The 22,635-nt window shown below is 71.8% G+C and carries 22 protein-coding genes and 3 tRNA genes; 13 read left to right on the top strand and 12 right to left on the bottom strand.

What is annotated here, in order from left to right:
- The first annotated feature begins 13 nt into the window (after positions 1–13).
- Entirely contained in the window at positions 14–793 is a 780-nt protein-coding gene (locus ACBJ59_RS09910; RefSeq protein WP_375109850.1) for a phytanoyl-CoA dioxygenase family protein, read from the top strand.
- Positions 794–804: 11 nt separating this feature from the next.
- On the opposite strand, the gene dusB is transcribed toward ACBJ59_RS09910, so the two are convergent.
- Entirely contained in the window at positions 805–1,917 is a 1,113-nt protein-coding gene (gene dusB / locus ACBJ59_RS09905) for a tRNA dihydrouridine synthase DusB (protein WP_375109849.1), read from the bottom strand.
- Between the two features lie 82 nt (positions 1,918–1,999).
- Between dusB and ACBJ59_RS09900 the strand changes: the two genes are divergently transcribed.
- The 4 genes from ACBJ59_RS09900 to ACBJ59_RS09885 all read left to right on the top strand — a co-directional run bounded on the left by ACBJ59_RS09900 (position 2,000) and on the right by ACBJ59_RS09885 (position 2,943).
- On the top strand, positions 2,000–2,644 hold the full coding sequence (locus tag ACBJ59_RS09900) for an ACT domain-containing protein (protein ID WP_364129588.1): 645 nt from the start codon (positions 2,000–2,002) through the stop codon (positions 2,642–2,644).
- A gap of 58 nt (positions 2,645–2,702) precedes the next feature.
- Positions 2,703–2,774: transfer RNA gene (locus tag ACBJ59_RS09895), tRNA-Gly, on the top strand.
- A gap of 19 nt (positions 2,775–2,793) precedes the next feature.
- A tRNA-Cys gene (locus ACBJ59_RS09890) sits at positions 2,794–2,867 on the top strand.
- Position 2,868: 1 nt separating this feature from the next.
- A tRNA-Val gene (locus tag ACBJ59_RS09885) sits at positions 2,869–2,943 on the top strand.
- A gap of 89 nt (positions 2,944–3,032) precedes the next feature.
- Here ACBJ59_RS09885 and ACBJ59_RS09880 read toward each other — a convergent pair.
- The 3 genes from ACBJ59_RS09880 to ACBJ59_RS09870 form a co-directional block, all read right to left on the bottom strand.
- Positions 3,033–3,866, bottom strand: coding sequence for a carbohydrate ABC transporter permease (locus tag ACBJ59_RS09880; protein ID WP_375109848.1), 834 nt, complete (start codon positions 3,864–3,866; stop codon positions 3,033–3,035).
- Complete coding sequence (locus ACBJ59_RS09875) at positions 3,863–4,783, bottom strand: carbohydrate ABC transporter permease (protein WP_375109847.1); 921 nt, start codon at positions 4,781–4,783, stop codon at positions 3,863–3,865. The genes ACBJ59_RS09880 and ACBJ59_RS09875 overlap by 4 nt, the downstream gene beginning before the upstream one ends.
- Before the next feature lie 67 nt (positions 4,784–4,850).
- Positions 4,851–6,182 (bottom strand): extracellular solute-binding protein, encoded by a 1,332-nt coding sequence (locus tag ACBJ59_RS09870; protein WP_375109846.1) that lies wholly within the window; start codon positions 6,180–6,182, stop codon positions 4,851–4,853.
- 296 nt (positions 6,183–6,478) lie between these two features.
- Here ACBJ59_RS09870 and ACBJ59_RS09865 point away from each other — a divergent pair, with 296 nt between their 5' ends.
- A complete protein-coding gene (locus ACBJ59_RS09865) occupies positions 6,479–7,969 on the top strand; it encodes an alpha-N-arabinofuranosidase (protein WP_375109845.1) in 1,491 nt (496 codons plus the stop codon).
- Here ACBJ59_RS09865 and ACBJ59_RS09860 read toward each other — a convergent pair.
- The gene (locus ACBJ59_RS09860) at positions 7,956–8,939 is read right to left on the bottom strand and encodes a LacI family DNA-binding transcriptional regulator (protein WP_375110214.1); all 984 of its coding nucleotides are present in this window, start codon (positions 8,937–8,939) and stop codon (positions 7,956–7,958) included. The two genes, ACBJ59_RS09865 and ACBJ59_RS09860, sit on opposite strands and share 14 nt — an antisense overlap.
- A gap of 182 nt (positions 8,940–9,121) precedes the next feature.
- Positions 9,122–9,814, bottom strand: a complete 693-nt coding sequence (locus ACBJ59_RS09855; RefSeq protein WP_375109844.1) for a DUF6348 family protein — start codon at positions 9,812–9,814, stop codon at positions 9,122–9,124.
- 177 nt (positions 9,815–9,991) lie between these two features.
- Here ACBJ59_RS09855 and ACBJ59_RS09850 point away from each other — a divergent pair, with 177 nt between their 5' ends.
- The 4 genes from ACBJ59_RS09850 (at position 9,992) to ACBJ59_RS09835 (ending at position 13,847) form a co-directional block, all read left to right on the top strand.
- Complete coding sequence (locus ACBJ59_RS09850; protein WP_375109843.1) at positions 9,992–11,170, top strand: glycosyltransferase family 4 protein; 1,179 nt, start codon at positions 9,992–9,994, stop codon at positions 11,168–11,170.
- A 186-nt stretch (positions 11,171–11,356) separates the two neighbouring features.
- Positions 11,357–12,199, top strand: a complete 843-nt coding sequence (locus tag ACBJ59_RS09845) for a D-alanyl-D-alanine carboxypeptidase family protein (RefSeq protein WP_375109842.1) — start codon at positions 11,357–11,359, stop codon at positions 12,197–12,199.
- Positions 12,200–12,256: 57 nt separating this feature from the next.
- Positions 12,257–12,736, top strand: a complete 480-nt coding sequence (locus ACBJ59_RS09840; protein ID WP_375109841.1) for a GbsR/MarR family transcriptional regulator — start codon at positions 12,257–12,259, stop codon at positions 12,734–12,736.
- 55 nt (positions 12,737–12,791) lie between these two features.
- The gene (locus ACBJ59_RS09835; protein WP_375109840.1) at positions 12,792–13,847 is read left to right on the top strand and encodes a WD40/YVTN/BNR-like repeat-containing protein; all 1,056 of its coding nucleotides are present in this window, start codon (positions 12,792–12,794) and stop codon (positions 13,845–13,847) included.
- A 538-nt stretch (positions 13,848–14,385) separates the two neighbouring features.
- On the opposite strand, the gene ACBJ59_RS09830 is transcribed toward ACBJ59_RS09835, so the two are convergent.
- A complete protein-coding gene (locus ACBJ59_RS09830; protein WP_375109839.1) occupies positions 14,386–15,015 on the bottom strand; it encodes an alpha-ketoglutarate-dependent dioxygenase AlkB in 630 nt (209 codons plus the stop codon).
- Between the two features lie 170 nt (positions 15,016–15,185).
- On the opposite strand from ACBJ59_RS09830, the gene ACBJ59_RS09825 reads away from it, so the two are divergent.
- Both ACBJ59_RS09825 and ACBJ59_RS09820 read left to right on the top strand, forming a co-directional pair.
- Positions 15,186–15,953, top strand: coding sequence for a VOC family protein (locus ACBJ59_RS09825; RefSeq protein ID WP_375109838.1), 768 nt, complete (start codon positions 15,186–15,188; stop codon positions 15,951–15,953).
- Positions 15,954–16,144: 191 nt separating this feature from the next.
- Positions 16,145–17,413 (top strand): MFS transporter, encoded by a 1,269-nt coding sequence (locus tag ACBJ59_RS09820; protein ID WP_375109837.1) that lies wholly within the window; start codon positions 16,145–16,147, stop codon positions 17,411–17,413.
- Here ACBJ59_RS09820 and ACBJ59_RS09815 read toward each other — a convergent pair.
- The 5 genes from ACBJ59_RS09815 to ACBJ59_RS09795 form a co-directional block, all read right to left on the bottom strand.
- Positions 17,384–17,929: a CGNR zinc finger domain-containing protein gene (locus ACBJ59_RS09815; RefSeq protein WP_375109836.1), complete on the bottom strand. Its 546-nt coding sequence runs from the start codon at positions 17,927–17,929 to the stop codon at positions 17,384–17,386. The two genes, ACBJ59_RS09820 and ACBJ59_RS09815, sit on opposite strands and share 30 nt — an antisense overlap.
- Before the next feature lie 34 nt (positions 17,930–17,963).
- The gene (locus ACBJ59_RS09810; protein ID WP_375109835.1) at positions 17,964–18,971 is read right to left on the bottom strand and encodes a hypothetical protein; all 1,008 of its coding nucleotides are present in this window, start codon (positions 18,969–18,971) and stop codon (positions 17,964–17,966) included.
- Between the two features lie 5 nt (positions 18,972–18,976).
- Entirely contained in the window at positions 18,977–19,969 is a 993-nt protein-coding gene (locus ACBJ59_RS09805; RefSeq protein WP_375109834.1) for a hypothetical protein, read from the bottom strand.
- A gap of 129 nt (positions 19,970–20,098) precedes the next feature.
- A complete protein-coding gene (locus ACBJ59_RS09800) occupies positions 20,099–20,458 on the bottom strand; it encodes a DUF2203 domain-containing protein (RefSeq protein WP_375109833.1) in 360 nt (119 codons plus the stop codon).
- A gap of 9 nt (positions 20,459–20,467) precedes the next feature.
- Positions 20,468–21,148 carry a GntR family transcriptional regulator gene (locus tag ACBJ59_RS09795; protein ID WP_375109832.1) on the bottom strand — a complete coding sequence of 227 codons (681 nt, stop codon included), beginning with the start codon at positions 21,146–21,148 and terminating at the stop codon, positions 20,468–20,470.
- 94 nt (positions 21,149–21,242) lie between these two features.
- On the opposite strand from ACBJ59_RS09795, the gene ACBJ59_RS09790 reads away from it, so the two are divergent.
- On the top strand, positions 21,243–22,571 hold the full coding sequence (locus ACBJ59_RS09790) for an MFS transporter (protein WP_375109831.1): 1,329 nt from the start codon (positions 21,243–21,245) through the stop codon (positions 22,569–22,571).
- Positions 22,572–22,635 lie beyond the last annotated feature (64 nt).

Here is a 22,635-nt window from a genome sequence, read left to right as displayed (position 1 = left end):
TAGCGTGAGAGACATGAGGCTCAACGACTTCCACGATCAGGGGTACGTGCTGGTGCCCGCTCTCCTCGCCCCGGAGGAGGTGGCCGAGCTGCGCGAGGAGTTCATGGCGCTGCACGCCCGGGGCCCGATCCCGGGTCACTTCTCGCCGCAGCCGCAGGAACCGGGGCAGCCGTACGACATTCTGCGCGACTATCCCCGGATCATGCACCCCCACCAGGTGAACGACGTGGCCCGGCGCTACCTGCTCGACACGCGCTTCGCCGCGATACTCCGCGACCTCCTGGGCGAGGAGCCGATAGCAGCCCAGAGCATGTTCTACTTCAAGCCCCCGGGCGCCAGGGGCCAGGCGCTGCACCAGGACAACTTCTACCTGCGGGTGGAGCCGGGCACCTGCGTGGCCGCCTGGGTGGCGCTCGACCGCGTCGACCGGGCCAACGGCGGCCTCGAGGTCGTCCCGGGCACGCACCTGATGGACCTGTTCTGCCCGGAGGAGGCCGACCAGGACGTCTCGTTCACCCGCGAGTACGTCCCCCCGCCCCCCGGCCTGGAGAAGGTGCCCGTCGACATGAACCCGGGCGACGTGCTCTTCTTCAACGGCAGCCTGGTGCACGGCTCGGAGCCGAACAGCACGGAGGACCGCTTCCGGCGCAGCTTCATCTGCCACTACGTCGGCCGCTCGGCGGAGCGGATCGCCGAGTACTACCCGACGCTGACGATGTCGGGCGAGCCCGTCCGGCTCGAGGCGGCGGTCGGCGGCGGCCCCTGCGGCACGGAGATCATCGGCCCCCACTGAGGGGGAGGCGGTCAGCCGCCGGAGATGTCCGACTCGGCCTCGTCACCGGGGACCGGGCAGTCCCACGGGTCGTCCAGCCACCCGTCGGGCAGGAGCACCTTGGACCGCTCCCCCGACTTCCCCCGGGGCGTGTCGGTGTTCGGCGGCCACGGCTGGTCCCGCTCCAGCTTCGCCAGCCCCTCCCGCAGCCCGTCGAGCGACTCGGCCGTGGCCAGCTCGCGCCGCAGCTCGCTCCCGACCGTGAACCCCTTCAGGTACCACCCGACGTGCTTGCGGAAGTCGGCCACCGCGTACCGCTCGATGTCGAAGCACTCGGTCAGCCCCTCGGCGTGCCTGGCCATCACCTCGGCGACCTCGCCGAGCGTCGGCCGGACCCGCTCGGGGCTGCCGTTGAACGCGTTTTCCAGGTCCCGGAACAACCAGGGCCGCCCCAGGCAGCCCCGCCCGACCACGACGCCGTCGCATCCCGTGCGGGCCACCATCCTGACGGCGTCGTCGGCGCACCAGATGTCCCCGTTGCCCAGCACGGGGATCTCCGGCACGGCCTCCTTCAGCCGCGCGATGGCCTCCCAGTCGGCCACGCCGCCGTAGTGCTGCTTGGCGGTGCGGGCGTGCAGCGCGATCGCGGCGACCCCCTCCTCGGCCGCGATCCGGCCCGCGTCCAGGTAGGTCAGGTGGTCGTCGTCGATGCCCTTGCGCATCTTCATCGTCACGGGCAACGACCCCGCGTTCGCCACCGCCTCCCGCAGGATCCGGCGCAGCAGGTTCCGCTTGTACGGCAGCGCCGACCCGCCCCCGCGCCTGGTCACCTTGGGCACCGGGCAGCCGAAGTTCAGGTCGATGTGGTCGGCCAGGTCCTCCTCGGCGATCATCCGCGCCGCCCGCCCCACCACGTCGGGATCCACGCCGTACAGCTGGATGCTCCTGGGGTGCTCCGACTCGGCGAACCTGATCATCCGCAGCGTCTTCGGATTGCGCTCGACGAGCGCCCGTGTCGTGATCATCTCGCACACGAACAACCCCGCGCCCTGCTCCCGGCACAACACCCGGAACGGCGCGTTCGTGATGCCCGCCATCGGTGCGAGCACCACCGGCGGCCACACCCCAATCGGCCCAATCTTCACTCACTTAGTTGTAGCGCAGGTCAGGCCGCAACCGGTATTTCGCGGATAGTCTGTGATCGGCATCTTCGGTTGAGGGGGATGGATGCTTCTTCGTGTACGCGTCGCGCTGCCCGACCGGCCGGGTTCCCTGGCACAGGTGACCAAGGTCCTGGGGGTGGCGGGGGCCGACATCACGCAGGTGACCGTGCTCGACCGGGGCGCGGGCCGGGCGGTGGACGACATCACCATCTTCTGCCCGGACAGCACGCCCCGGCAGGCCCTGGTCAAGAGCCTGCAGAGCGTCGAGAACGTCGCGGTCGAAGGCATCTGGACCACCCGCGAGGCGCCCGGCACCTACCCGGAGCTGGAGATACTCAAATACATCACCACGGCCGGCGACCGGGCCCTGACCACGCTGATCGACTCGCTCCCGGTGCTGTTCAGCGCCGACTGGGCGGCCACGACGGCGGAGCGCCGCGTGGTCTACGCGAGCTGGCGGGCGCCGCAGGAGATCGTCATCCCGGAGGAGACGCCCGCCCGCCCCACGGCCCTGACCCTCGACGGCGACCTGCACCTCATCCACGCCCCGCTGCCGCCCCTGGCCCTCTCCCTGCTCCTGGCCCGCTCGGAGGGCCCCGCCTTCCACCGCATCGAGGTCCACCGCCTCACCAGGATCCTGGAGATCTTCCTCAGCCTGCCCGCCACCGAGCGCAGCGTGGCCCGCCAACTCCGCAAGGACGGACGCTAGCGCCGGCCACGAGTAAGCATCTGGTCCGGAAACGCGCTATTGTTAACCACGCAGCAACGCGGAAGTGGCTCAGTGGTAGAGCATCACCTTGCCAAGGTGAGGGTCGCGGGTTCGAATCCCGTCTTCCGCTCGGAGATGAGGTTTGACTCGGTGGCGTGGCCGAGAGGCGAGGCAGCGGCCTGCAAAGCCGTCCACACGGGTTCAAATCCCGTCGCCACCTCCAAGGACGATTAGCTCAGCGGGAGAGCGCTTCCCTGACACGGAAGAGGTCACTGGTTCAATCCCAGTATCGTCCACCACCTCGAAGGAAGCCCCGGGCCCATGACGGCCGGGGCTTCTTCGCTTTCCCCGGGCAGCCGGGTCGTCGAGCTGCTCGTCCGCGGCAGCGTCACTGACCGGCCAGGCCCGTGTGGGCCACGCCCCGGATGATCTGCCGCTGGAAGAGGATGAACACCACCAGCAGCGGCAGCCCGGCGAGCACCACCGAGGCCATGATCTGGGCGTACCGCAGGCCGAACGTCCCCTGCACCACGTTGGCCAGCCCCACCGGCAGCGTCATCGTGTTCGGGTCGGTGGACACCAGGAACGGCCAGAGGAAGTTGTTCCAGGTGTTGATGAACGTGAAGATCGACACCGCCGCCAGCACCGGCCGCGACAGCGGCAGCACGATGGTGAAGAACACCCGCCACCGCCCGGCCCCGTCCACGAAGGCGGCCTGTTCCAGCTCCGGCGGCACGTCCTGGAAGAACTTGAACAGGATGTAGACGATCAGCGGCGCCGCCACCTGCGGCAGGATGATCGCCCACCAGGTGTCCACCAGGCCGAGGGCGACCATCTCGGCGAACAGCGGCGCGATCAGCACCTGCGGGGGCACCATGATCCCGGCCAGGATCAGCGCCAGCAGCGCCCGCTGTCCCCTGAACTGGGTGCGCGCGAACCCGTACGCCGCCATCGCCGAGAACAGCACGGTCAGGAACGTCACGATGACGGCGGTCACCGTCGAGTTGATCGCCCACTTCACGATCCCGCCGGTCCCCAGGACCAGCTCGTAGGAGTCGAACGTGATCTCGCTGCCGATCCACTCCAACGGGAGCTTGGTCGTCTCGTCCTCGGGCTTGAGCGAGGTGGCCACGGCCCACGCGATGGGGGCGAGCCAGATCGCCGCCAGCACCACCGCGGCCACCAGCAGGACGAGCTGGCTGAAGCTGAACCGCTTGGTCACGACGCGACCTCCTCACGCTTGCGGAACAGCCGGAGCTGCGCCAGGGAGACGATGACGATCAGGACGAACAGGATGTACGACACGGCCGACGCGTAACCGATGCGGTAACCGGTGAAACCGACGTCGTAGGCGTACTCGATGATCGGCCGGGTGGAGTCCTGCGGGCCGCCGCCCGTCATCAGGTAGATCTGGTCGAACACCTTGAGCGAGGCCACCAGCTGCAGCACCACGATGAGCGCCGTGGTGCGGCCGAGCAGCGGCAGGGTGATGGAGCGCAGCTTGGCCCAGCCCGAGGCGCCGTCGATGTCGGCGGCCTCGTACAGGTGCGTCGGGATGGACTGGAGGGCGGCGAGGTAGAGCAGGAAGTTGAAGCCGACCGTCCACCACACCGTGGTCAGCACCATCGACCACATGGCCACGGACGGGTCGCCCAGCCACAGCACGTCGGTGCCGAGCGTGCCGTTGAGCAGGCCGTAGTCGGGCGGGTAGATCATCTGCAGCCAGAGGATGGACACCACGGCGGAGGGCAGCAGGAACGGCCCGAAGAACGACAGCCGCCACAACCACTGCACGAAGCGCAGGTTGTGCACCAGCAGCGCGAACACCAGGCCGAGGAACACCAGCGGGATCGTGCTCAAGACGGTGAAGACGAGCGTGTTCCACAACGAGCGCCACATGCGCGGGTCGGCGAACGCCTCGGCGTAGTTCGCGAACCCGACGAGCTGGTCGTTGCCGCCGGCGATGTTCACGCTCGACAGGCTCATCTGGAAGCCGAGCACGGTCGGCCACACCAGGAAGGCCACGTAGACCAGCAGGAACGGCGCCACGAACAGCAGGCCGTGCTGGGTCCAGCCGCGCTTCACCTTCGCCTCGGCGAGAGGGGCGGCGGTCGCGGGGGCCGCGACGGTCGTAGTCATGCTCCCTCCTTCGTCGGTCCCATGACCAAGGTGCTGTGCTCATTGATGACCTCGACAAGCTCGGTCATTAGCGCTCCTCGTCGGGGAAGGGGTTCGGGGCGTCCAGCAGCCGGGTCAGCGAGGCCTTGGCCGCCGCCAGGCCCTCCTCGGGCGTGCGCTGCCCGCTGATGACCGGGGAGAACGCCTCACCGAACTCGATCCACAACCGCGAGGCCGACCCGGTGAACCACACCTGCGGGTCGAGGGCGACGTCGGTGATGACCGAGCGGTACTCCGACTGCGGCTGCAGCGCGAGGTAGTCGGGCTCCTCCAGCGCGGGCAGGTACGCGGGCACGTGCCCGGCCACCGCCCAGTCGGCGCTGTTCTTGACGAGGTAGGCGATGAACCGGTACGTGGCCCGCTCCACCTCGGGATCCCGGACCCGCTGGTGCGGCAGGACGAACGCGTGGCAGTCGGCCTGCGCCGACCAGCCGCCGAAGACGCTGGGGAAGCGCGTCATGCTGAACGGCGTCTTGCGTTCCTTGAGCCCGGTGGTCTCCCAGTCGCCGTTCCACAGGAACGCCGCCTGCCCGTTGGTGAAGTTGGCGACGGAGGCGCCGTAGTCGGTACGCCAGTCGCACAGCCCTTCCTTGCCGAGCCGCTGCATGAGCCGCAGCCCCTCCAGCGCCTTCGTGTCGTCGATGGTGATCTTGGTGCCGTCGTCCGACAGCAGGGTGCCGCCGCTCTGCGAGTAGAGCGTCCACCACACGCGCCACGGCCCCACGGTGCCCAGGCCGAGCGCGTCGAAGGCCAGCGGCGGCTTGCCGCCCATCACCTCCCTGGCCTTGGTGAGCTGGGCGATCAGCTGGTCCACGCCCTTGGTGGGGGTGAGCTTCCCGTCGGGGCCGAGCAATCCGGCCTTGCCGCAGATGTCGGTGTTGTAGTACTGCACCATCGGGTGGGCGTCGAAGGGGATCGCGTACAGGACGCCGTCGAGATGGGCCCGCTCCCAGATCGGCGGGCTGAAATCGGCGGCCGTCAGGCCGGCCTCCTCCAGCAGCTTCACGTCGATGGGGTCGAGGATCCGCCCGGCGCCCATCCCGGCCAGCCGGGCCAGGTGGAAGGTGGCCAGGTCGGGCGAGCGGCCGCCGGCGCCGGCCATCGCGATCTTCGTGTAGTACGGCTCGCCCCAGGCGAGCACGTTCTCCTCGACGAAGATGTCGGGGTTGTCCTTGGCGAACGCCCCGACCATCTGGTTCATGATGATGCCGTCGCTCGCGCCGAGGAAGTGCCAGTACTGGACGCGGGTCTGGGACGAGCCGAGCCCCACGGGGATGGCGCAACCCGTGGCGGCGGCGCCGAGCAGTGCGAGGCTGCCGGCAAGAAGATGCCGGCGGGTTATGTCGGGGGGACCGTGCACTGTGGCCTCTTCTTTCACCGAGCTATCGCTTGGCCATGTTCTCGCTAACATCCAGGAGGTTCAGGGCAGCCGTTAACGGGGCCTCTCACAGAGGCGACAGAGCGAGCCGTCCGGGGTCACGGAGGTCGCCGCGCGTACCCCGTTGTTTCGGCGGGGTTACCCGAGTGTTAGCGGTAACAAGCTGCCTGTCAAGGGCCCCTGGCAAGGGGTGGCCGGGAGCTCCGGCCCCTTGACCGAGTAGGTGGTAACGCTAACAATCGGGAACCACGTAACGCCCGCGAAACAGGAGAAGCCCCGTGCATCAGGCCAAGCTGACCCTCGATCCCGCGTTCAAGGTCGCCCCGGTGCACCGGCGCACCTTCGGCACGTTCGTGGAGCATCTCGGGCGCTGCGTCTACACCGGCATCTACGAGCCGGGGCACCCCTCGGCCGACGACGACGGCTTCCGCCGCGACGTGCTCGACCTGACCAGGGAGCTGGGCATCTCCACCGTCCGCTACCCGGGCGGCAACTTCGTCTCCGGCTACAGATGGGAGGACGGCATCGGCCCGGTCTCCCAGCGGCCGCGCCGGCTCGACCTGGCCTGGCACAGCACGGAGACGAACGAGGTGGGCGTGGACGAGTTCGTCCGCTGGTGCCGCAAGGCCGGCGTCGAGCCCATGATGGCGCTCAACCTGGGCACCCGCGGCATCGCCGAGGCCCTCGACCTGCTCGAATACTGCAACCACCCGGCGGGCACGGCCCTGTCCGACCTGCGCGTCGCCAACGGCGCCAAGGAGCCGCACGACATCCGCATGTGGTGCCTGGGCAACGAGATGGACGGCCCCTGGCAGACCGGCCACAAGACGGCCCGCGAGTACGGCCGGCTCGCCGCCGAGACCGCCCGCGCCATGCGCATGGTGGACCCCAAGCTGGAGCTGGTCGCGTGCGGCAGCTCCAGCTCCCACGAGCCGACGTTCGGCGCGTGGGAGGCCACGGTGCTGGAGGAGACCTACGACCTGGTGGACTACATCTCCTGCCACGCCTACTACGAGGAGCAGGACGGCGACCTCGGCAGCTTCCTGGCCAGTTCCGTCAACATGGACTACTTCATCGCCTCCGTCGTGGCCAGCGCCGACCACGTCGCGGCCCGGCTGAAGTCGCGCAAGAAGATCAACATCTCGTTCGACGAGTGGAACGTCTGGTACCTGTCGCGCTTCCAGAACGCCGAGCCGCCCGCCGACTGGCCGGTCGCGCCGCCGCTGCTGGAGGACCACTACCACCTGGCCGACGCGGTGGCGTTCGGCGGGCTGCTGATCAGCCTGCTGCGCAACAGCGACCGGGTGACCGCCGCGTCGCTGGCCCAGCTCGTGAACGTGATCGCGCCGATCATGACGGAGCCGGGCGGGCGGGCGTGGCGGCAGACGACCTTCCACCCGTTCGCCCAGGCGTCCCGGCACGCCGCCGGTGACGTGCTGCGCGTGGAGCCGGTGTCGCCGTCGTACGAGACGAAGCTGTACGGCGAGGTGCCGCTGCTGGACGCGGTGGCCACGCACTCGGAGGACGGCACGACGCTGTTCGCCGTCAACCGCTCGACCGACGGGCCGGTGTCGCTGGAGATCGACGCGCGGGCGCTGGGCGGCGCGCGCATCGTCGAGGTCACCACGCTGACCGACCCCGACGTCTACGCCCGCAACACCGCCGACGACCCCGGCCGCATCGCGCCCAGGCCGAACGCCGACGTCGAGCACGACCCGATGCGCGTCCTGCTGCCCCCGGTGTCGTGGAACGTGATCAGGCTGGGCTGACCGGGCCGGTGCTCTCGCGTACGACCAGCTCGGGCTCCACCAGGCGCCGGGCCTCCGGCTCGACGCCGGCCATCCGGTCCAGCAACATGTGGAAGGCGTGCCTGCCGACCTCGCGGAAGTCCTGGCGCACGGTCGTCAGCGGCGGCCAGAAGTACGCGGCCTCGGGGATGTCGTCGAACCCCGCCACGCTCACGTCCTCCGGCACCCGTCGCCCGGCCTCGCGCAGCGCCCGCAGCACGCCGAGCGCCATCTGGTCGTTGGCCACGAACACGGCGCTGACCTCGTGATCCCCGGCGAGGCGGCGGCCGAGCTGGTAGCCGGAGCGGGCGCTCCAGTCGCCCCGCAGGACCTCGGGCACCTCTCGCCCGGCCTCCTCCAGGACGCCGCGCCAGCCCTCGATGCGGTCGTTGGCGTCGAGCCAGTCGGCCGGGCCCGCCACGTGCCACACGCTCCGGTGGCCGAGGCTGAGCAGGTGTCTGGTGACGCGGACGGCCCCGGCCTTCTGGTCCACCTTGGCCACGGGGACGGGGATGTCGTCACCGGCGTCCACCGCCACCACCGGCATCTCGGGCGGCAGGTGGCGCAGCCCGTCGGCGGCCGACTCATGGGGCGCCACGATGATCACGCCGTCGACGGCCTGGGTGCGCAGCCGCTGCAAGCCCTCCTCCATCGACCTGCGGTTGAGCGAGCTGAGGCTGGCGATGCTGACGTTGTAGCCGGCGTGCCTGGCGGCCTGCTCGATGCAGTAGAGGGTGGAGGCCGGGCCGTAGAGGGTGGTGTCGATGCTGACCACGCCGAGCACGCCGGAGCGGCCGGTGACCAGCTGGCGGGCGGCCTGGTTGGGCCGGTAGTCCAGCTCGCGCACGGCGGCCAGCACGCGGGCCCTGGTCTCGGCGCGGACGAGGTCGGGCGTGTTGAGCACGCGCGAAACGGTCATGGTGGAGACTCCGGCGAGCACGGCGACGTCCATGAGCACCGCAGGCCTGCCGGGTTTGGATTTCACCGCGGCTCACCCCCTCAGCGGTAACGCTAACAGGCGGAGGGGGCGAGCGCGCGATCATTATTCGCCGCCCGCTACGCGGACCCGAGCAGCGGATCGTCTTGCGGCCGGATCCCCGGACGAGGCGCGGGGGCCGGCCGGGGGCTCTGAGGTCAGTCGCCTTCCTGGTGGACGAGGAGCACGAACGTGCGGGCGTACGAGACGCCGGTCGCCGGTCGCGGCCAGTCCAGCTCCGCCAGGGCCCGCGAGCCCGCCTCGTGGTAGGCGCCGTCGACCCGGATCTCGGCGGTCTCCCCGCCCTCTCCCCCGCCGAAGAACGCCTTCACCCCGACCAGCTGTCCGCGTTCGAGCGTGCCCTTCAGCGCCGGGGCCAGGTGCGGCAGGAGGACGTGCTGGACCGCCCAGCGCTGCACGGCGTCGTGGTCGTCGCCGGTGCCCCAGCCGGTGATGCCGCCGTGGATGGCGTGCCAGGCGGGGAAGCCGTCGGGGTCGCCGGGCGCGAAGTGGGCGGCGTGCGAGCCGTCCTGGACGACAAGTTCGAGCAGGGCGCTGCCGGTCGTGCCCAGCCACACCTGGACGGCCCGGTCGAGGGCCTCCTCGGTGGTGGCGCCGTAGCCGGCCACGCAGTCGCTGATCGTGGTGTCCTCCGGGCGTTCGACGTTGAGCACGAAGTCGAGGTCGAGGTGGCTGGCGCTGCCGGTGTGGTCGGCGCCCAGCCGCACCGCGACCGTGCCGGGGCCCTTCGCCATGCCGTCGCGGACCTCCCAGGGGCGGCCCATGGCCGTGCTCAGCTGTTCGGCGACCATGCCCAGAACCACGTCGTCCGCCGGCCGTACGCCGTCCATGCCCCACTCCTCGGTCCGAAATCGCGCGCCTCGACACCTGCCAGGCTAACGCTCTTGATCATCGTTCGCTCTCCCAGGGAACTGCCAGGAACCCGAGGTAGTCTGCCTCGGCATGAATTCGCCTTCCTGCCGCGCCGTCCCGGGTCGATCGCCGCGTCCGCGCACGAGGCCGGCCGCGTGAAGATCCGCTACCTCATGCTGCACGCCTACGGCATGGGCGGCACCATCCGCACGGTGGTCAACCAGGCGAACGCGATGGCCGCCGCCGGCCACGACGTCGAGCTGGTCAGCCTCGTACGGCGGCGCGACAACCCCCGGTTCGGGCTGGACCCCGGGATCACCGTCACCACGCTGGTGGACCAGCGGGACGGCCGCCGGCCGGACTCGATCGGCCGCCGCGCCTGGCGCAGGGTGCGCGGGAAGATCGTGCCGCGCGGCGAGTTCGCGGCCGACTACTTCACCGAGCGCGTGGAGTGGGCCGCCATGGAGTACGTCTCCAAGCTGCGCGACGGCATCCTGGTGACGACCCGGCCCGCGCTCAACCTGATCGCCGCCCGCCGGGCCCCCAGGAGCGTCATCCGGGTCGCCCAGGAGCACATGAACCTGTCGGCCTACCCCGACACGATCCGCAGGGAGATCGCCCGCCGCTACGACCGGTTCGACGCGATCACGGTGCTGACACGGACCAACCGGCTGGAGTACCAGCGCCTGCTGCCGCGCACCCCGATCGTGCAGATCCCGAACGCGGTGCACAAGGTCGAGCAGGAACGTTCCCAGCAGGCGAATCCCGTGGTGATCGCGGCCGGGCGGCTGGTGCCGCAGAAGGGGTTCGACCTGCTCGTCCAGGCGTTCGCGCAGGTGGTGCCCGAGCATCCGGAGTGGCGGCTGCGCATCTTCGGCACCGGGCCGCGCAGGGGGCAGCTCGCCGGGCTCGTCGAGCAGTACGGGCTGGGCGAGCACGTGTCGCTGCCGGGGCGTACCGACCGGCTGGAGAGGGAGCTGACCGACGCCTCCGTGTACGCGCTGAGCTCCCGCTTCGAGGGGCTGCCGATGGTGATGATCGAGGCGATGACGCACGCGCTGCCCGTGGTGGCCTTCGACTGCCCGACCGGTCCGGGGGACGTGCTGACCGACGGCGTGGACGGCGTGCTGGTGCCGCCCAGGGACGTGGACGCGCTGGCCGCCGCCCTGAACCGGGTCATCGCCGACCGTGACCTGCGGGTGCGCATGGGGAGGGCGGCGGCGAGGGCGTTGCGCGCCTACGGGCCCGAGCAGGTGATGCCGCTGTGGGAGGACCTGTTCTCGGAGCTGGCGGCGGGCGAGCGGGTGGCCGACAACTTCTGGAACCCCCGCTGAAGCTCCATTGACCGCCGATCCCCCGACTTCCGGTATATCTCGCTAAAGATTTACCAAGCCAGATCTTCCGGCTACATGGGGGTTTCCGCCCAGTTTGTCACGAAATTTCGGTTATTTCGTCAAACGCACCCCAAGACGCGCGGCAGTCTGTGGGCCATGCGTATCGGGAAAGCTTTTCTGACTGCCATGGCAGGCGCACTTGCCCTGGTCACAGGGCTCACCGCGCCGGCGCATGCCACGGCGACGACCGCGCCCGCCGTGTCCGCCGACACTCCCGCCGTGTACGGCCGGGCCGCCTATTTGATGGACGCCTCGTCCGGCGACGTGCTCCTGGACAAGGACGGCACCGAACGGATGCCGATCGCCAGCCTGACCAAGACCATGACCGCGTACGTCGTGCTGAAGACCGCCAAGCCCACGGACGTGGTGCGGATCGCGCGCGAGGACGTCGAGTACGCCGAGGACGGCGGCGGCACCACCGCGGACCTGCGCCCCGGCGACCGCCTCACGGTCGGCGAGCTCATGTACGGCCTGATGCTCCCCTCCGGCGCCGACGCGGCCCACGCGCTGGCCCGCACGTACGGCCCCGGCGTCAAGGGCTTCGTGGCCAAGATGAACGCCACGGCCCGCGAGCTGGGCATGAACGACACCGAGTACGTCAACGCCGACGGCCTGCCCATGCCCGGCAGTGACGGCTACTCCACCGCCAGGGACCAGGCCCTCCTGGCCGCCAAGGCGCTGCGGGTGCCGCTGATCAAGCAGGTGGCCGGGACCCGCCGGCACGACCTCGACGCCGGCGACGGGCACCGCTCGTACGAGTGGCGCAACACCAACCGGCTGCTCGGCACGCCCGGCGCGATCGGGCTGAAGACCGGCTTCACCCGGGCGGCGGGCTACTGCCTGGCGTTCGCCGGGGAGTCCGACGGCCGGGTGCTGGTCGGCGTGCTGCTCGACGAGTCCGTCTCCAGCCGCCGCTTCAGCACGGCCGAGGAACTGCTGTCCTGGGGAGCCTCCCGCCAGGCCGCCTGACCCGCCCGCCGATTCCGGCCATAGCAGCCATTACTGCAATGACCGTAATATCCGAACATGATCACCCCAACGGACGCCGAGCTCGAGTTCGTCGACGACGTCGCGGTCTTCTTCGCACGGGACGGCATGCCGTTGATCGCCGGGCGGGTGGTCGGCTGGCTGCTCATCAGCGACCCGCCGGAGCAGAGCGCCGCCGAGCTCGCCGACGTGCTGCGGGTCAGCCGGAGCTCGATCAGCAGCGCGACCCGGCTCCTGGCGCCGAGCGGCCTGATCGAGGGGGTCCGGCGGCGGGGCGAGCGGCAGGAGCTCTTCCGCATGGCCCCCGACGGGTGGAGCCGGATGCTCGCCGCCCGCTACGCGAAGACGTCCGCGTTCCGGGAGTTCACCGAGGCCGGGCTGCGGGTGCTCGCCGACGGCCCGGCCGAGCGCCGGGAACGGCTGGAGAACGTGCACGAGCTCTACAGGTTCCTTGAGAAGGAGCTGCCCGCGCTGTGGCTGCGATGGAGTGCCCACCGCGCCGTCGCCGACGACGGCTGACCCGAGTTCCTCGACGCCATGGACGGTGTTGATCCTTTGGGCTAGTTTGCCCGACATGAAGCTTCGCATCGCGTTGGGCGCGCTGTCAGCCGCCCTCGTGCTCGCCGCCCCTCTGCCCGCCCAAGCGGGCATGCCCAAGCTGAGCTGGGAGCTCAAGGAGACCGGGGTGACGGCGCGCCTGCGCGGCCTGTCGCCCGTCAGCCGGAACGTGGTGTGGGCCTCGGGCTCGGGCGGCACCGTGCTGAGGACCGTGGACGGCGGGCGGAGCTGGCAGAACGTCTCCCCGCCCGACACGGCCGCGCTCCAGTTCCGCGACATCGAGGCGTTCGACTCCGACCGGGCCGTGGCGCTGTCCATCGGCCAGGGCACGGACTCGCGCGTCTACCGGACGGAGGACGGGGGGCGTACGTGGGCGGAGACGTTCAGGAACGACGAGCCCCGGGCGTTCTACGACTGCATGGCCTTCTTCGACCGGCGGCACGGGCTGGCCATGAGCGACCCCGTGGACGGCAGGTTCCGGATCCTGGCCACGGAGGACGGCGGGCGGAGCTGGCGGGTGCTGCCCCCGGACGGGATGCCGCCGGCGCTGCCGGGCGAGGCCGGCTTCGCGGCGAGCGGGCAGTGCCTCGTCACGGCCGGCGGGCGGGACGTCTGGCTGGCCACCGGCGGGGCGGAACGGTCGCGGGTGTTCCACTCGGGCGACCGGGGACGTACGTGGACGGTGGCCGACACGCCCATCCCGGCCGGGGACCCGGCGCGCGGCGTCTTCGGCCTGGCCTTCCGCGACCGGCACCGGGGCATCGCGGTCGGCGGCGACTACCGGCCGGAGCAGCAGTCGCCCAGCGCGGGGGCGGTCAGCAGGGACGGCGGCACCACCTGGCAACCGGCCGCCGCGCCGCCGCCCGCGTACCGGTCGGGCGTGACCTGGCTGCCGCACCTGCCCTTCGCCGCCGTCGCGGTGGGGCCGACCGGCAGTGACGTGACGTATTCGGGCGGGCGGAGCTGGGAGACGTTCGACGGCGGATCGTTCGACACGGTGTCGTGCGCACACGACCGCTCGTGCTGGGCCGCCGGCGAACAGGGCCGCGTCGGGCGGCTCGTACTGCGGTAACCCGCTCGAAGCCGCACCGGGCGGGCTCGTACTCCGGCAACCGCCCGACCCCACCCCCCACCCGACCAGCACACCAACCCGAACGGGATAAGACGCGGGCCACGCCCCTGTGGGCGTGCCGGACCGGATAGGACGGGCGGCCCTGCTTGGGCGGGCCGAACCAGATTGGCGGGCGGCCCGGATAGGCGGCCGGGCGCTTTGGGCGGGCCGGACGCGATCGGCACGCCCACGCGGATCGGCAGAGCGGACTCCGATGGGCGGGTCGGCCCGGACGGGCGCGCCGCACCGGGTCGGACGCGCCCGTCCGATCAGCACCGGAAGCCGGACGGCGAGCCAACCCGCCCTACGCGGCTACGCCCCTGCGGGCGTGCCGCAACGAATCAGCGGGCCGCACTCGATCGGCGCGCCGGACCCAATCGGTGGGGCGGACCCGATAAGCGGGCCGCACCCGGTCGGTGGGGCGGACCCGGTCGGTGGGGCGGACCCGATCGGTGGGGCGGACCCGATCGGTGGGGCGGATCCGGTCGGTGGGCGAGGGTTAGCGGACGTCGTGGGGGCGGAACTGGATGCTGATCCGGGGGCCCGCCGGGCGGGCGGTCTTCGGGATGGCGTGCTCCCAGGTGCGCTGGCAGCTTCCGCCCATCACGATCAGGTCGCCGTGGCCGAGGTCGCGGCGGATCGAGGGGCCGCCGCCGCGTGGGCGGAGCAGGAGCGGGCGGGGGCTGCCGACCGAGATGATCGCGACCATGGTGTCCTCGGTGCTGCCCCGCCCGATCGTGTCACCGTGCCAGGCCACGCTGTCGCGGCCGTCGCGGTAGAAGCAGAGCCCGGCCGTACGGAACGGCTCGCCCAGCTCCGCCCCGTAGTGGGCGTCGAGGGCCCTCCTGGCGTCGTCGAGCACCGGGTCGGGCAGCCGCTCGCCCTCGTCGTAGAACTTCAGCAGCCGGGGCACGTCCACGACCTTGTCGTACATGCGCCGCCGCTCGGCCCGCCACGGCACCCGCTCCGCCAGCCGTTCGAACAGCGTGTCGGCACCCGTCAGCCAGCCCGGCCGCAGGTCGATCCAGGCGCCGTGGTCGAGGTGCGTCCTGCGCACGGCGCCGGCGAGCGGTCCGAGCCCGAGCTCCTCGTCGAGGCCGAGCAATGATGCTTGGAACGCGGCTGTCATGGTGCCGAGTCTACGCCATCGTTCAAACACATATTCGACTGCTGTCAAGGGTCGCCTTCCACCCACCGGACGTGCCAGGCTGTGAGACGCCGGACAAGAGTGGCATCGCCCTCCAACCGCGCCAGAGGTGAAGAGGCCACCCACCGCTTCGTCACGCGAAGGAGCAGGCCATGCTCACCACCGACTACGTTCCGGGCACCCCTTGCTGGATCGACGTCAGCAGCCCCGACACGGAGGCGTCGGACGCCTTCTACACCGGGCTGTTCGGCTGGGATTCCATCTCGCTGGGGCCCGAGCACAGGCACTACCGGTTCTGCCAGGTCGGCGGCCGGACGGTCGCCGGGATCAGCACGGAGACCCCGGGGCGAGGGGCTCCGGCGTGGCTGACGTACTTCCAGGCGCCCGACGCCGGCGTCATCGCGAAGACGATCGAGCAGGCGGGCGGCACGGTCCTGTCACCGCCGATCGACATCGAGGGGCAGGGCGGGATGGCGGTGTTCGCCGATCCGGCCGGGGCCGCGTTCGCCGTCTGGCAGCCGGGCCGGACCAAGGGGCTCGGCCTGGTCACCGAGGCGGGCTCGCTCGGCTGGGTCGAGCTCCACACCCCCGACCCCGCCGGCATCCGCCCCTTCTACCAGGCGGTCTTCGGCTGGCGGATCGAGGACCTGCCGATGGGCGACGCGTCGTACCCCGTGATCTCCCCCGCCGAGGGCGGCGAGTCGTCGGCGATGGCCGGCCTCGCCCAGCTTCAGGCCGGCGACAGCCCGCACTGGCTGCCGTACTTCGAGGTGCCCGACTGCGATGCCACGGTGGCCCTGGCGCAGCGGCTCGGGGGCACGACGCACGCTCCGCCGATGTCGACGGAGGGGGTCGGGCGGATGGCGTTCCTCGCCGACCCCTTCGGCGCCCGGTTTGCGGTCATCACCAGCTCGGCCTGAGCGGCGGCGGCCCCGGCCGCGGTGGATAGCCGGTCGGCCTGCACGCACGCAGTTCGCGCAGGCCGACCCTCCCCGGCGTGAGCCATTTTCCCAGCTCAGGAGTGTGACTGCGGGTACTTCTTCCCGATGGCCCGCACTCCTAACACGCCAGGGCACTTTCCTGTAACGTCTTGAAGGTGTTAGCCCGTTACATGACCGGGGCCCTCGCCGCCCGTACCGGTGATGAGATGTCCGGACCCGCGCTCCTGGTCACGGGGCTGGCCGTCACAGGGTCGCCGCTGCTGGCCTCGTGGCTGCTGGCGGGGCTCACCGTGTCGGCCGCCGCCGGGGGGCCGCTGCTCGGGGTGCTGCTCGACCGGGCCCGGCGGCCGGGCCGGCTGCTGGCGGCGTGCCTGCTCGGGTACGCGGCCGGGCTCCTGCTCCTCCTCGGGCTGCTGGTCCCGGGCGGGCAGGTGCGGGCGCCGGACGTGGTCCTGGTCGGGCTTGCGGTCGTGACCGGCCTGCTGGGGCCGGCGCTCACGGGTGGCTGGACGGCCCAGCTGCCCCTGGTGGCCGGGCCCGCGCGGCTGGGCAGGGCCACGGCGCTCGACTCGATGAGCTACAACGCGGCGGGGCTGGCTGGGCCCGCCGTGGTGGGGGTGCTGGCGGCCGCGAGCGGCGGGCCGGCGACGGTGCTGGCGTGCGCCGGGCTGCTGCTCGCCGCCCTGCCCGCCGCCTGGCGCCTCCCCGCCCGCGGCCCCGGGCCCGGTGGTGGACGGGGTGGAGGGCCGGGCGAACGGCCGGGTGGAGGGCGGGGGATCCGGGCCGAGATGGGTGCGGGGTTCGCGGCCATCGTCCGGAACGGTGCGTTGCGGCGGGCCACCCTCGGGTCGATGGTGTCGTGTTGCGGCCTGGCCATGCTGGTCGTGTCCGCGCCCGTGCTCGGCGCCCGGCTGACCGGTGAGAGCGGCCACGGCACGCTGCTCCTGGCCGTCACCGCCGCCTGCGGTCTCGCCGCCAACGCGGCACTCGCCGCCCTGCCGCGCGGGCGCGGGCCGGATGCGGCGCCCGCCACCACGCCCCCGGAGCGGCGGTGGGATGTGGTGCTGGTGGCCGGGACGGCGGTGTTGGGGGCCGGCATGGTGCTGGCCGCCGTCTCGACGGCGTTCTGGACGGCGGTGGTGGCCGCCGCCGTCGCCGGATTGGGCGAGGGGCCGCAGCTCACCGCGCTCTTCGCGGTACGGCACCGCGAGGCCCCCGCCCGGCTGCGCAGCCAGGTGTTCACCACGGGCGCCAGCCTGAAGATCACCTCGTACGCGATCGGGGCCGCGCTGGCCGGGCCGCTGGCCGCGTACTCGGTCGGTGCCGCCCTGCTGGCCGGCGCGGCGCTGCAGGCGCTGGCGCTCGCCGTCCTCCTCTCCCGGCGACCTGCCCCCGACGCTCCTCAGAGGTCAGTCGCCGATGGTGGAGGAGGTGCGTGAGCGGTGTGCGGCCACGCGTTCGCGGGTGGCGCAGCGGGTGCTGCAGTAGCGGCGCGGGCTGCCGCCGCCGAAGTCCAGGTACGGCCGCCCGCAGCTCGCCGAGGCGCACAGCCCGCCCGGCACCCGCTGGTGGTCGGCGAGCAGCACCGCCAGTGCCATCGCCGACGAGGTCAGGAACCACTCCCCCCACGGAGCGTCGTCCGCGCTGTCGACGTGGACGTGCCAGCTCGTCGTGCCCCCGTGGCTGGTCAGCCGGGGGGCGTGGGCCGCTCCCGAGAGCAGGCGGTTGAGCCGGGCCACCGCCTCCTCGACGGTGGCCGAGCCCAGCACCTCCCGCAGGCGCGCCGCCGCCGCGCGCATCGCCGTCACGTCGTCCGCGCCCAGGTCGAGGTCGCCGAGTTCGCCGTGCTCGCGCAGGACCCGCGAGACCGACTCGATCGACGGCTGCTCGTGCAGCAGCGCCACGCACAGGTCGACGGCCCGCGCGGCCATCGCCTTGGTCGAGTGAACCTCCACCCCAGCAGCGTATGCCCGCCCGGCGCGGCGGTCCTCAGCCGCCGCAGGCCGCGAAGACGTACGAGTCGCGCAGCACGGTGTACCGGTCCCTGACCCGGACCTGCCCCGTCACCGTGTCGATCTGCACGATCGTCACCCTGGTGGCCCCCGACGAGTGGCCGGCCAGGTGGGCCGTCACCTGCGTCTCCCCGGTCCAGTCCAGCATGTGCAGGTCCCCGGCCGGCAGCCTGACCTTCTTGCGGCCGGTGATCTGGTCGCCGTCCATGTCGTACGTCACCAGCTCCGCCTTGGACCCGGTCACGAGGCTCGCCACGGTACGCCCGTCGGCCGCCAGCGCCTGCGGCACGTTGGCCTCGATGACCTGCGGCGGCGTGGCCCGGCGCAGTTCCTCCCCGGTGAGGCCGTGGACGACCAGGTCGGTGACGGACTCGTCGGCCGGGACGCTGGTGAACACCTCGTCGCCGTCGCCGCTGAAGCCCAGCACCGACACCTCGTCCGGGATGGTGCCGAGCAGGTCACCGGTCGCGGTGTCGAAGACGCGGGTGTCGGCGGGCCGCTCGCCGCCGATGACCGCCGCCAGCCGGGCGCCGTCGTCGGAGAGCAGCAGGGTCACCTCGTACTGGGCCGCCTTCGGCAGCGCGTCCCGCGCGAACTGCCTGACCCCGCCACCCAGCGTCCGCACGGCCAGGCGGCCCTTCTTGGTGAAGTACGCCACCCGCCGCCCGTTCCCGCTGACCGCGATGGCCGCCGGGACGTAGCCGTTGGAGGAGCCGTCGGCCTCGCGCGCGACACCCTGGGCGTCGGGCAGGGTCGTCCGCTCGCCGCTGTGCATGACGAGCCGCCAGTCGCCGCACGCCCTGGTGCCGCCGCCCTTGACCGGGCAGCTCTTGATGGAGGCGTAGCGGATCGTGTCGCCGGAGTGGAAGCCAGAGTGGGAGCCGGAGTGGGAGCCGGAGTGGGAGCCGTGCGGCTCCGCGTGGGCGGTGGCCGGCCACGAGAACGCCAGTGCCGTGGCCAGGACCACGAGGATCTTCGCGCGCATGCCGTTCACTCCCCCGCCAGAACGAATGTGCTGCCCTTGGAGCCGATCGTGTACTTGTCGGCCTGCGTGGCCGTGCCGGTCTCGGGGTCGACGGTGAGCACCCGTACCACCGCCGCCTTCCCCTCCTCGCCGGTCCTGACCGTGGCCGTGAGCCGCCCCCCGGCGTCCCACCAGGCCAGGTACGGCGTCGCGTCCGGCTTGAGCGGCAGCTCCGCGCCCGCCGAGAGCCGCCCGGTCGCCAGGTCGTACGTGCGCACCCGGGGCGGCTTCTGCTCGCTCGTCGTGAACAGCGCCACGGTGGTGCCGTCGGCGGCCAGCGCGTGGGTGGCGGCGTTCATGACGAGCGTGGGCGGTGTCCGCCTGATGACGCCGCCGCCGAGCCGGTGGGCGTACATGGCGGTGGTGTTGTCGCTCACCGTGCGCGTGGTCAGCACCTCGTCGCCGTCGGCGCTGAAGCCGAGCGCCCCGTGCTTGGGGGACAGCGCCGTGATCGCCCCCGTGGCGACGGTGATGACCTTGGTGGGCAGGCGGTCGGGCGCGTCGAAGTAGTCGATCAGCACGCGGTCGCCCGACGGGGACAGCGAGAGGTCGATCTCGTCGCTGCCGACGCCCTTGGGCCTGGCCGCCCGCGGCAGCTCCGTGACCGGCCCGCCGGCGGTGCGCCGGACGACCAGGCGGTGGTCACCGGCCCGCTCGTAGGCCATCACGCGGCCGTCCGCGCTGATCGCGAACACCCCGGCGAAGGCGCCGGCCCGTCCCTTCCCGTCGATCCCGCGCCCGGCCGCGCCGCGGACGACGGCATCGCGGCCGTCGCGCAGCCGCAGCCGCCAGTGGCCGCAGGGCAGGGACTCCTGGTGCTTCCTGTCGTAGCACGCCTTGATCCAGGCGGCGCGGGCCGCCGGTGGGGCGTTCTGGGCGTGTGCGGCGGCGGGGGCGAGTCCCAGCGCGCCGGCGACCGCGGGCGCGAGGAGCGCGGCGGCCGCTGAGGAGTGGCTCATGGTCGTGTCCTTTCACTCACCCCCTTAGACACGCACCCCTCGTGGCCGGTTGGTCACAGATCGGCCACGAGCGCGGCGAGCCGGTCCATGGACTCCCTGCCGCCCGCCGCGTCGAGGGCGTACCGGGAACTACAGGGGCCGGCGACCGGCGAAGCCCAGCTCCGTACGGTGATACCAGGCGAGCTCCCGCTCCCCCTCGATCCAGCACAGCCGGACCGACACCCCGTCGAGCACCGAGGGGAAGTCGACGAGCACCGGCGCGATGCCCTTGACCTCGATCCCCAGCTCGCTCCACCCGCTCAGGATCTCCTCGATGCGGGCCTGCAGCCCCTTGAGCTCGGGCAGGCCGCCGAGCTCGGACCGGCCCCCGGAGCGCCGCTCGAAGTCGATCTCGGCAAGGTCGGCGCGGGCCGCGATCACCTCGGCCGCCTGTTCCATGACGGCGGGGAGCAGCGCGCGGGCCTCGTCCAGGGTGAAGGTCCGGTCCATGCGCAAACGTTAGCGGTTCGGCCCGTAGGCGTGGACGAGCAGCCGCTCGGCGTGGTCGAGATAGTCGTCCAGATAGGCGGCGGCCTTCTCGGGCGGCCCCGACTCGATCAGCCCGAGCAGGATGCGGTTGCGGTCGACGAACGGCTCGTGGAGGGCCCGCGGGTTCTCCATCACGTGGAAGACGAGCCGCAGCTCGGCCAGGAGCTGGCGCATGGTCTCGTCGATCCTGGGGCTCTCGTTCATGGAGACCAGGGCCTGGTGGAAGCGGATGTTGGCGGTGCCGACGCCCTGCCAGTCGTCCTGGGCGGCGGCCCGCTCGGCGTCGAGCACCGTCTCCTTGATCAGGGCCAGCGCCTGCTCGGGCGGGGTGCGCCGCACGGCCGCCCCTTCGAGCACGCGGCGCACGCGGTAGAGGTCGATCACGTCCGCGGCGGACGGGAGGCGGACGAACACGCCCCGGTTGAGCCGGTGGTCGAGCAGCCGCTCGTGGCTCAGGAGCCGGAACGCCTCGCGCAGGGTGTTGCGCGACACGCCGAGCGCCTCCGAGATGGACTCCTCCGACAACCGCTGACCGGGCTGGAAGAAGCCCTCGCTGATGCGGTCGCGCAGGATGTCGGCCACCCGCTCGGCCGTGCTGCTGCGTCCCAGTCGGGGCCGGTCCTGGGAGAGATCAGCAACCGCGTCATCCACATTTAACAGGGAATCATGGAGCAAACCTCTTGTCGAATTGTTCAACGATCCTTACGTTGATAATTATCCCCCCTCGACTACAAGGAGCGATCGGATGTCAGGCTCCGCGCAACAGACCCGGCGGGTGATCCTCGCCAGCCTGATCGGCACGTCGCTGGAGTGGTACGACTTCTTCCTCTACACCACCGCGGCGACCCTGGTCTTCCCCAAGCTGTTCTTCCCCTCCCTCGACCCGGTCAGCGCGACGCTGGCCTCGCTGACCACCAATGCCGTGGCGTTCGTGGCCAGGCCGCTCGGCGGCATCGTGTTCGGCCACTTCGGCGACCGCGTGGGCCGCAAGACCGTGCTGGTGGTGACGCTCCTGGTGATGGGCGTCGCGACGTTCCTCATCGGCGTGCTGCCCGGCTACGCCAGCGTGGGCGTGCTGGCCCCGGCCCTGCTGGCGCTGCTGCGGTTCGTGCAGGGCCTGGGGCTCGGCGGCGAGTGGGGCGGCGCGGTGATCATGTCGCTGGAGCACGGCGACGGCCGGCGCCGCGGCTTCAACGCGAGCTGGCCGCAGGTCGGCGTGCCCGCCGGCTACGTGCTGGCCACCGGCCTGCTGACCATCCTGTCCTTCACGCTGACCGACGCCGCCTTCCTGTCATGGGGCTGGCGGGTGCCGTTCCTGCTGTCGGGCGCGCTGGTGTTCGTGGGCCTGTGGGTCCGGCTGAGGATCACCGAGTCGCCGCTGTTCGCCGAGGTCGAGCAGAAGGGCGCCAAGGCGAGGATGCCGCTGGTCGAGGTGCTGCGCACGCACCCGCGCGCGCTGCTGTCGGCCTTCACCGCGCGGATCGGGGTGGACGTGGCGTTCTACACCTTCACCGCCTACATCATCGTCTACATCACCGGCGTGCTGGACCTGCCCCGCTCGTACGCGCTGAACGCCGTGCTCATCGGCTCGGCGCTGCAACTCGTGCTGATCCCGCTGGCCGGCGCCATGTCCGACCGGTACGGCCGCCGCCCGGTCTACTTCGCGGGCGTGGTCGGCGCGGCGGTGTGGGTGTTCGTGTTCTTCCCGCTGCTCGACACCAAGTCGTTCCCGCTGATCGCGCTGGCCGCCGTCGTGGCGCTGGTCACCCACGCCGCGATGTACGGCCCGCAGGCGGCCTTCATCGCCGAGTTGTTCAGCACGCGGCTGCGCTACAGCGGCGCCTCCATGGGCTACCAGGTCGCCGGGATCGTCGGCGGGGCGCTCGCCCCGATCATCGCGATCCAGCTCTTCGAGTCGTACCGGTCGACGGTCGCGGTCTCCGTCTACGTGGTCATCGCCTTGGCCGTCACCGCCGTGGGCCTGGCCATCGCCCCCGAGACCCGCGACCTCGACCTGGCCGACACCACGCCCGGACCCACCCGGAGGGCCCCGCAGGTGGGACCCTTCGCCTGATCTCCGCAGGAAACGCCGCGGAAGTCGCGGGCGGCGGCTGCCAACGCCGCCCGCGCGGGGCGCA

Origin of the sequence: Nonomuraea sp. MTCD27 (genome assembly GCF_041950495.1) — a bacterium.
GTDB lineage: Bacteria > Actinomycetota > Actinomycetes > Streptosporangiales > Streptosporangiaceae > Nonomuraea.
The sequence above is the reverse complement of the archived record's forward strand: the minus strand, read 5'-3'. Positions and strand labels throughout refer to the sequence as shown.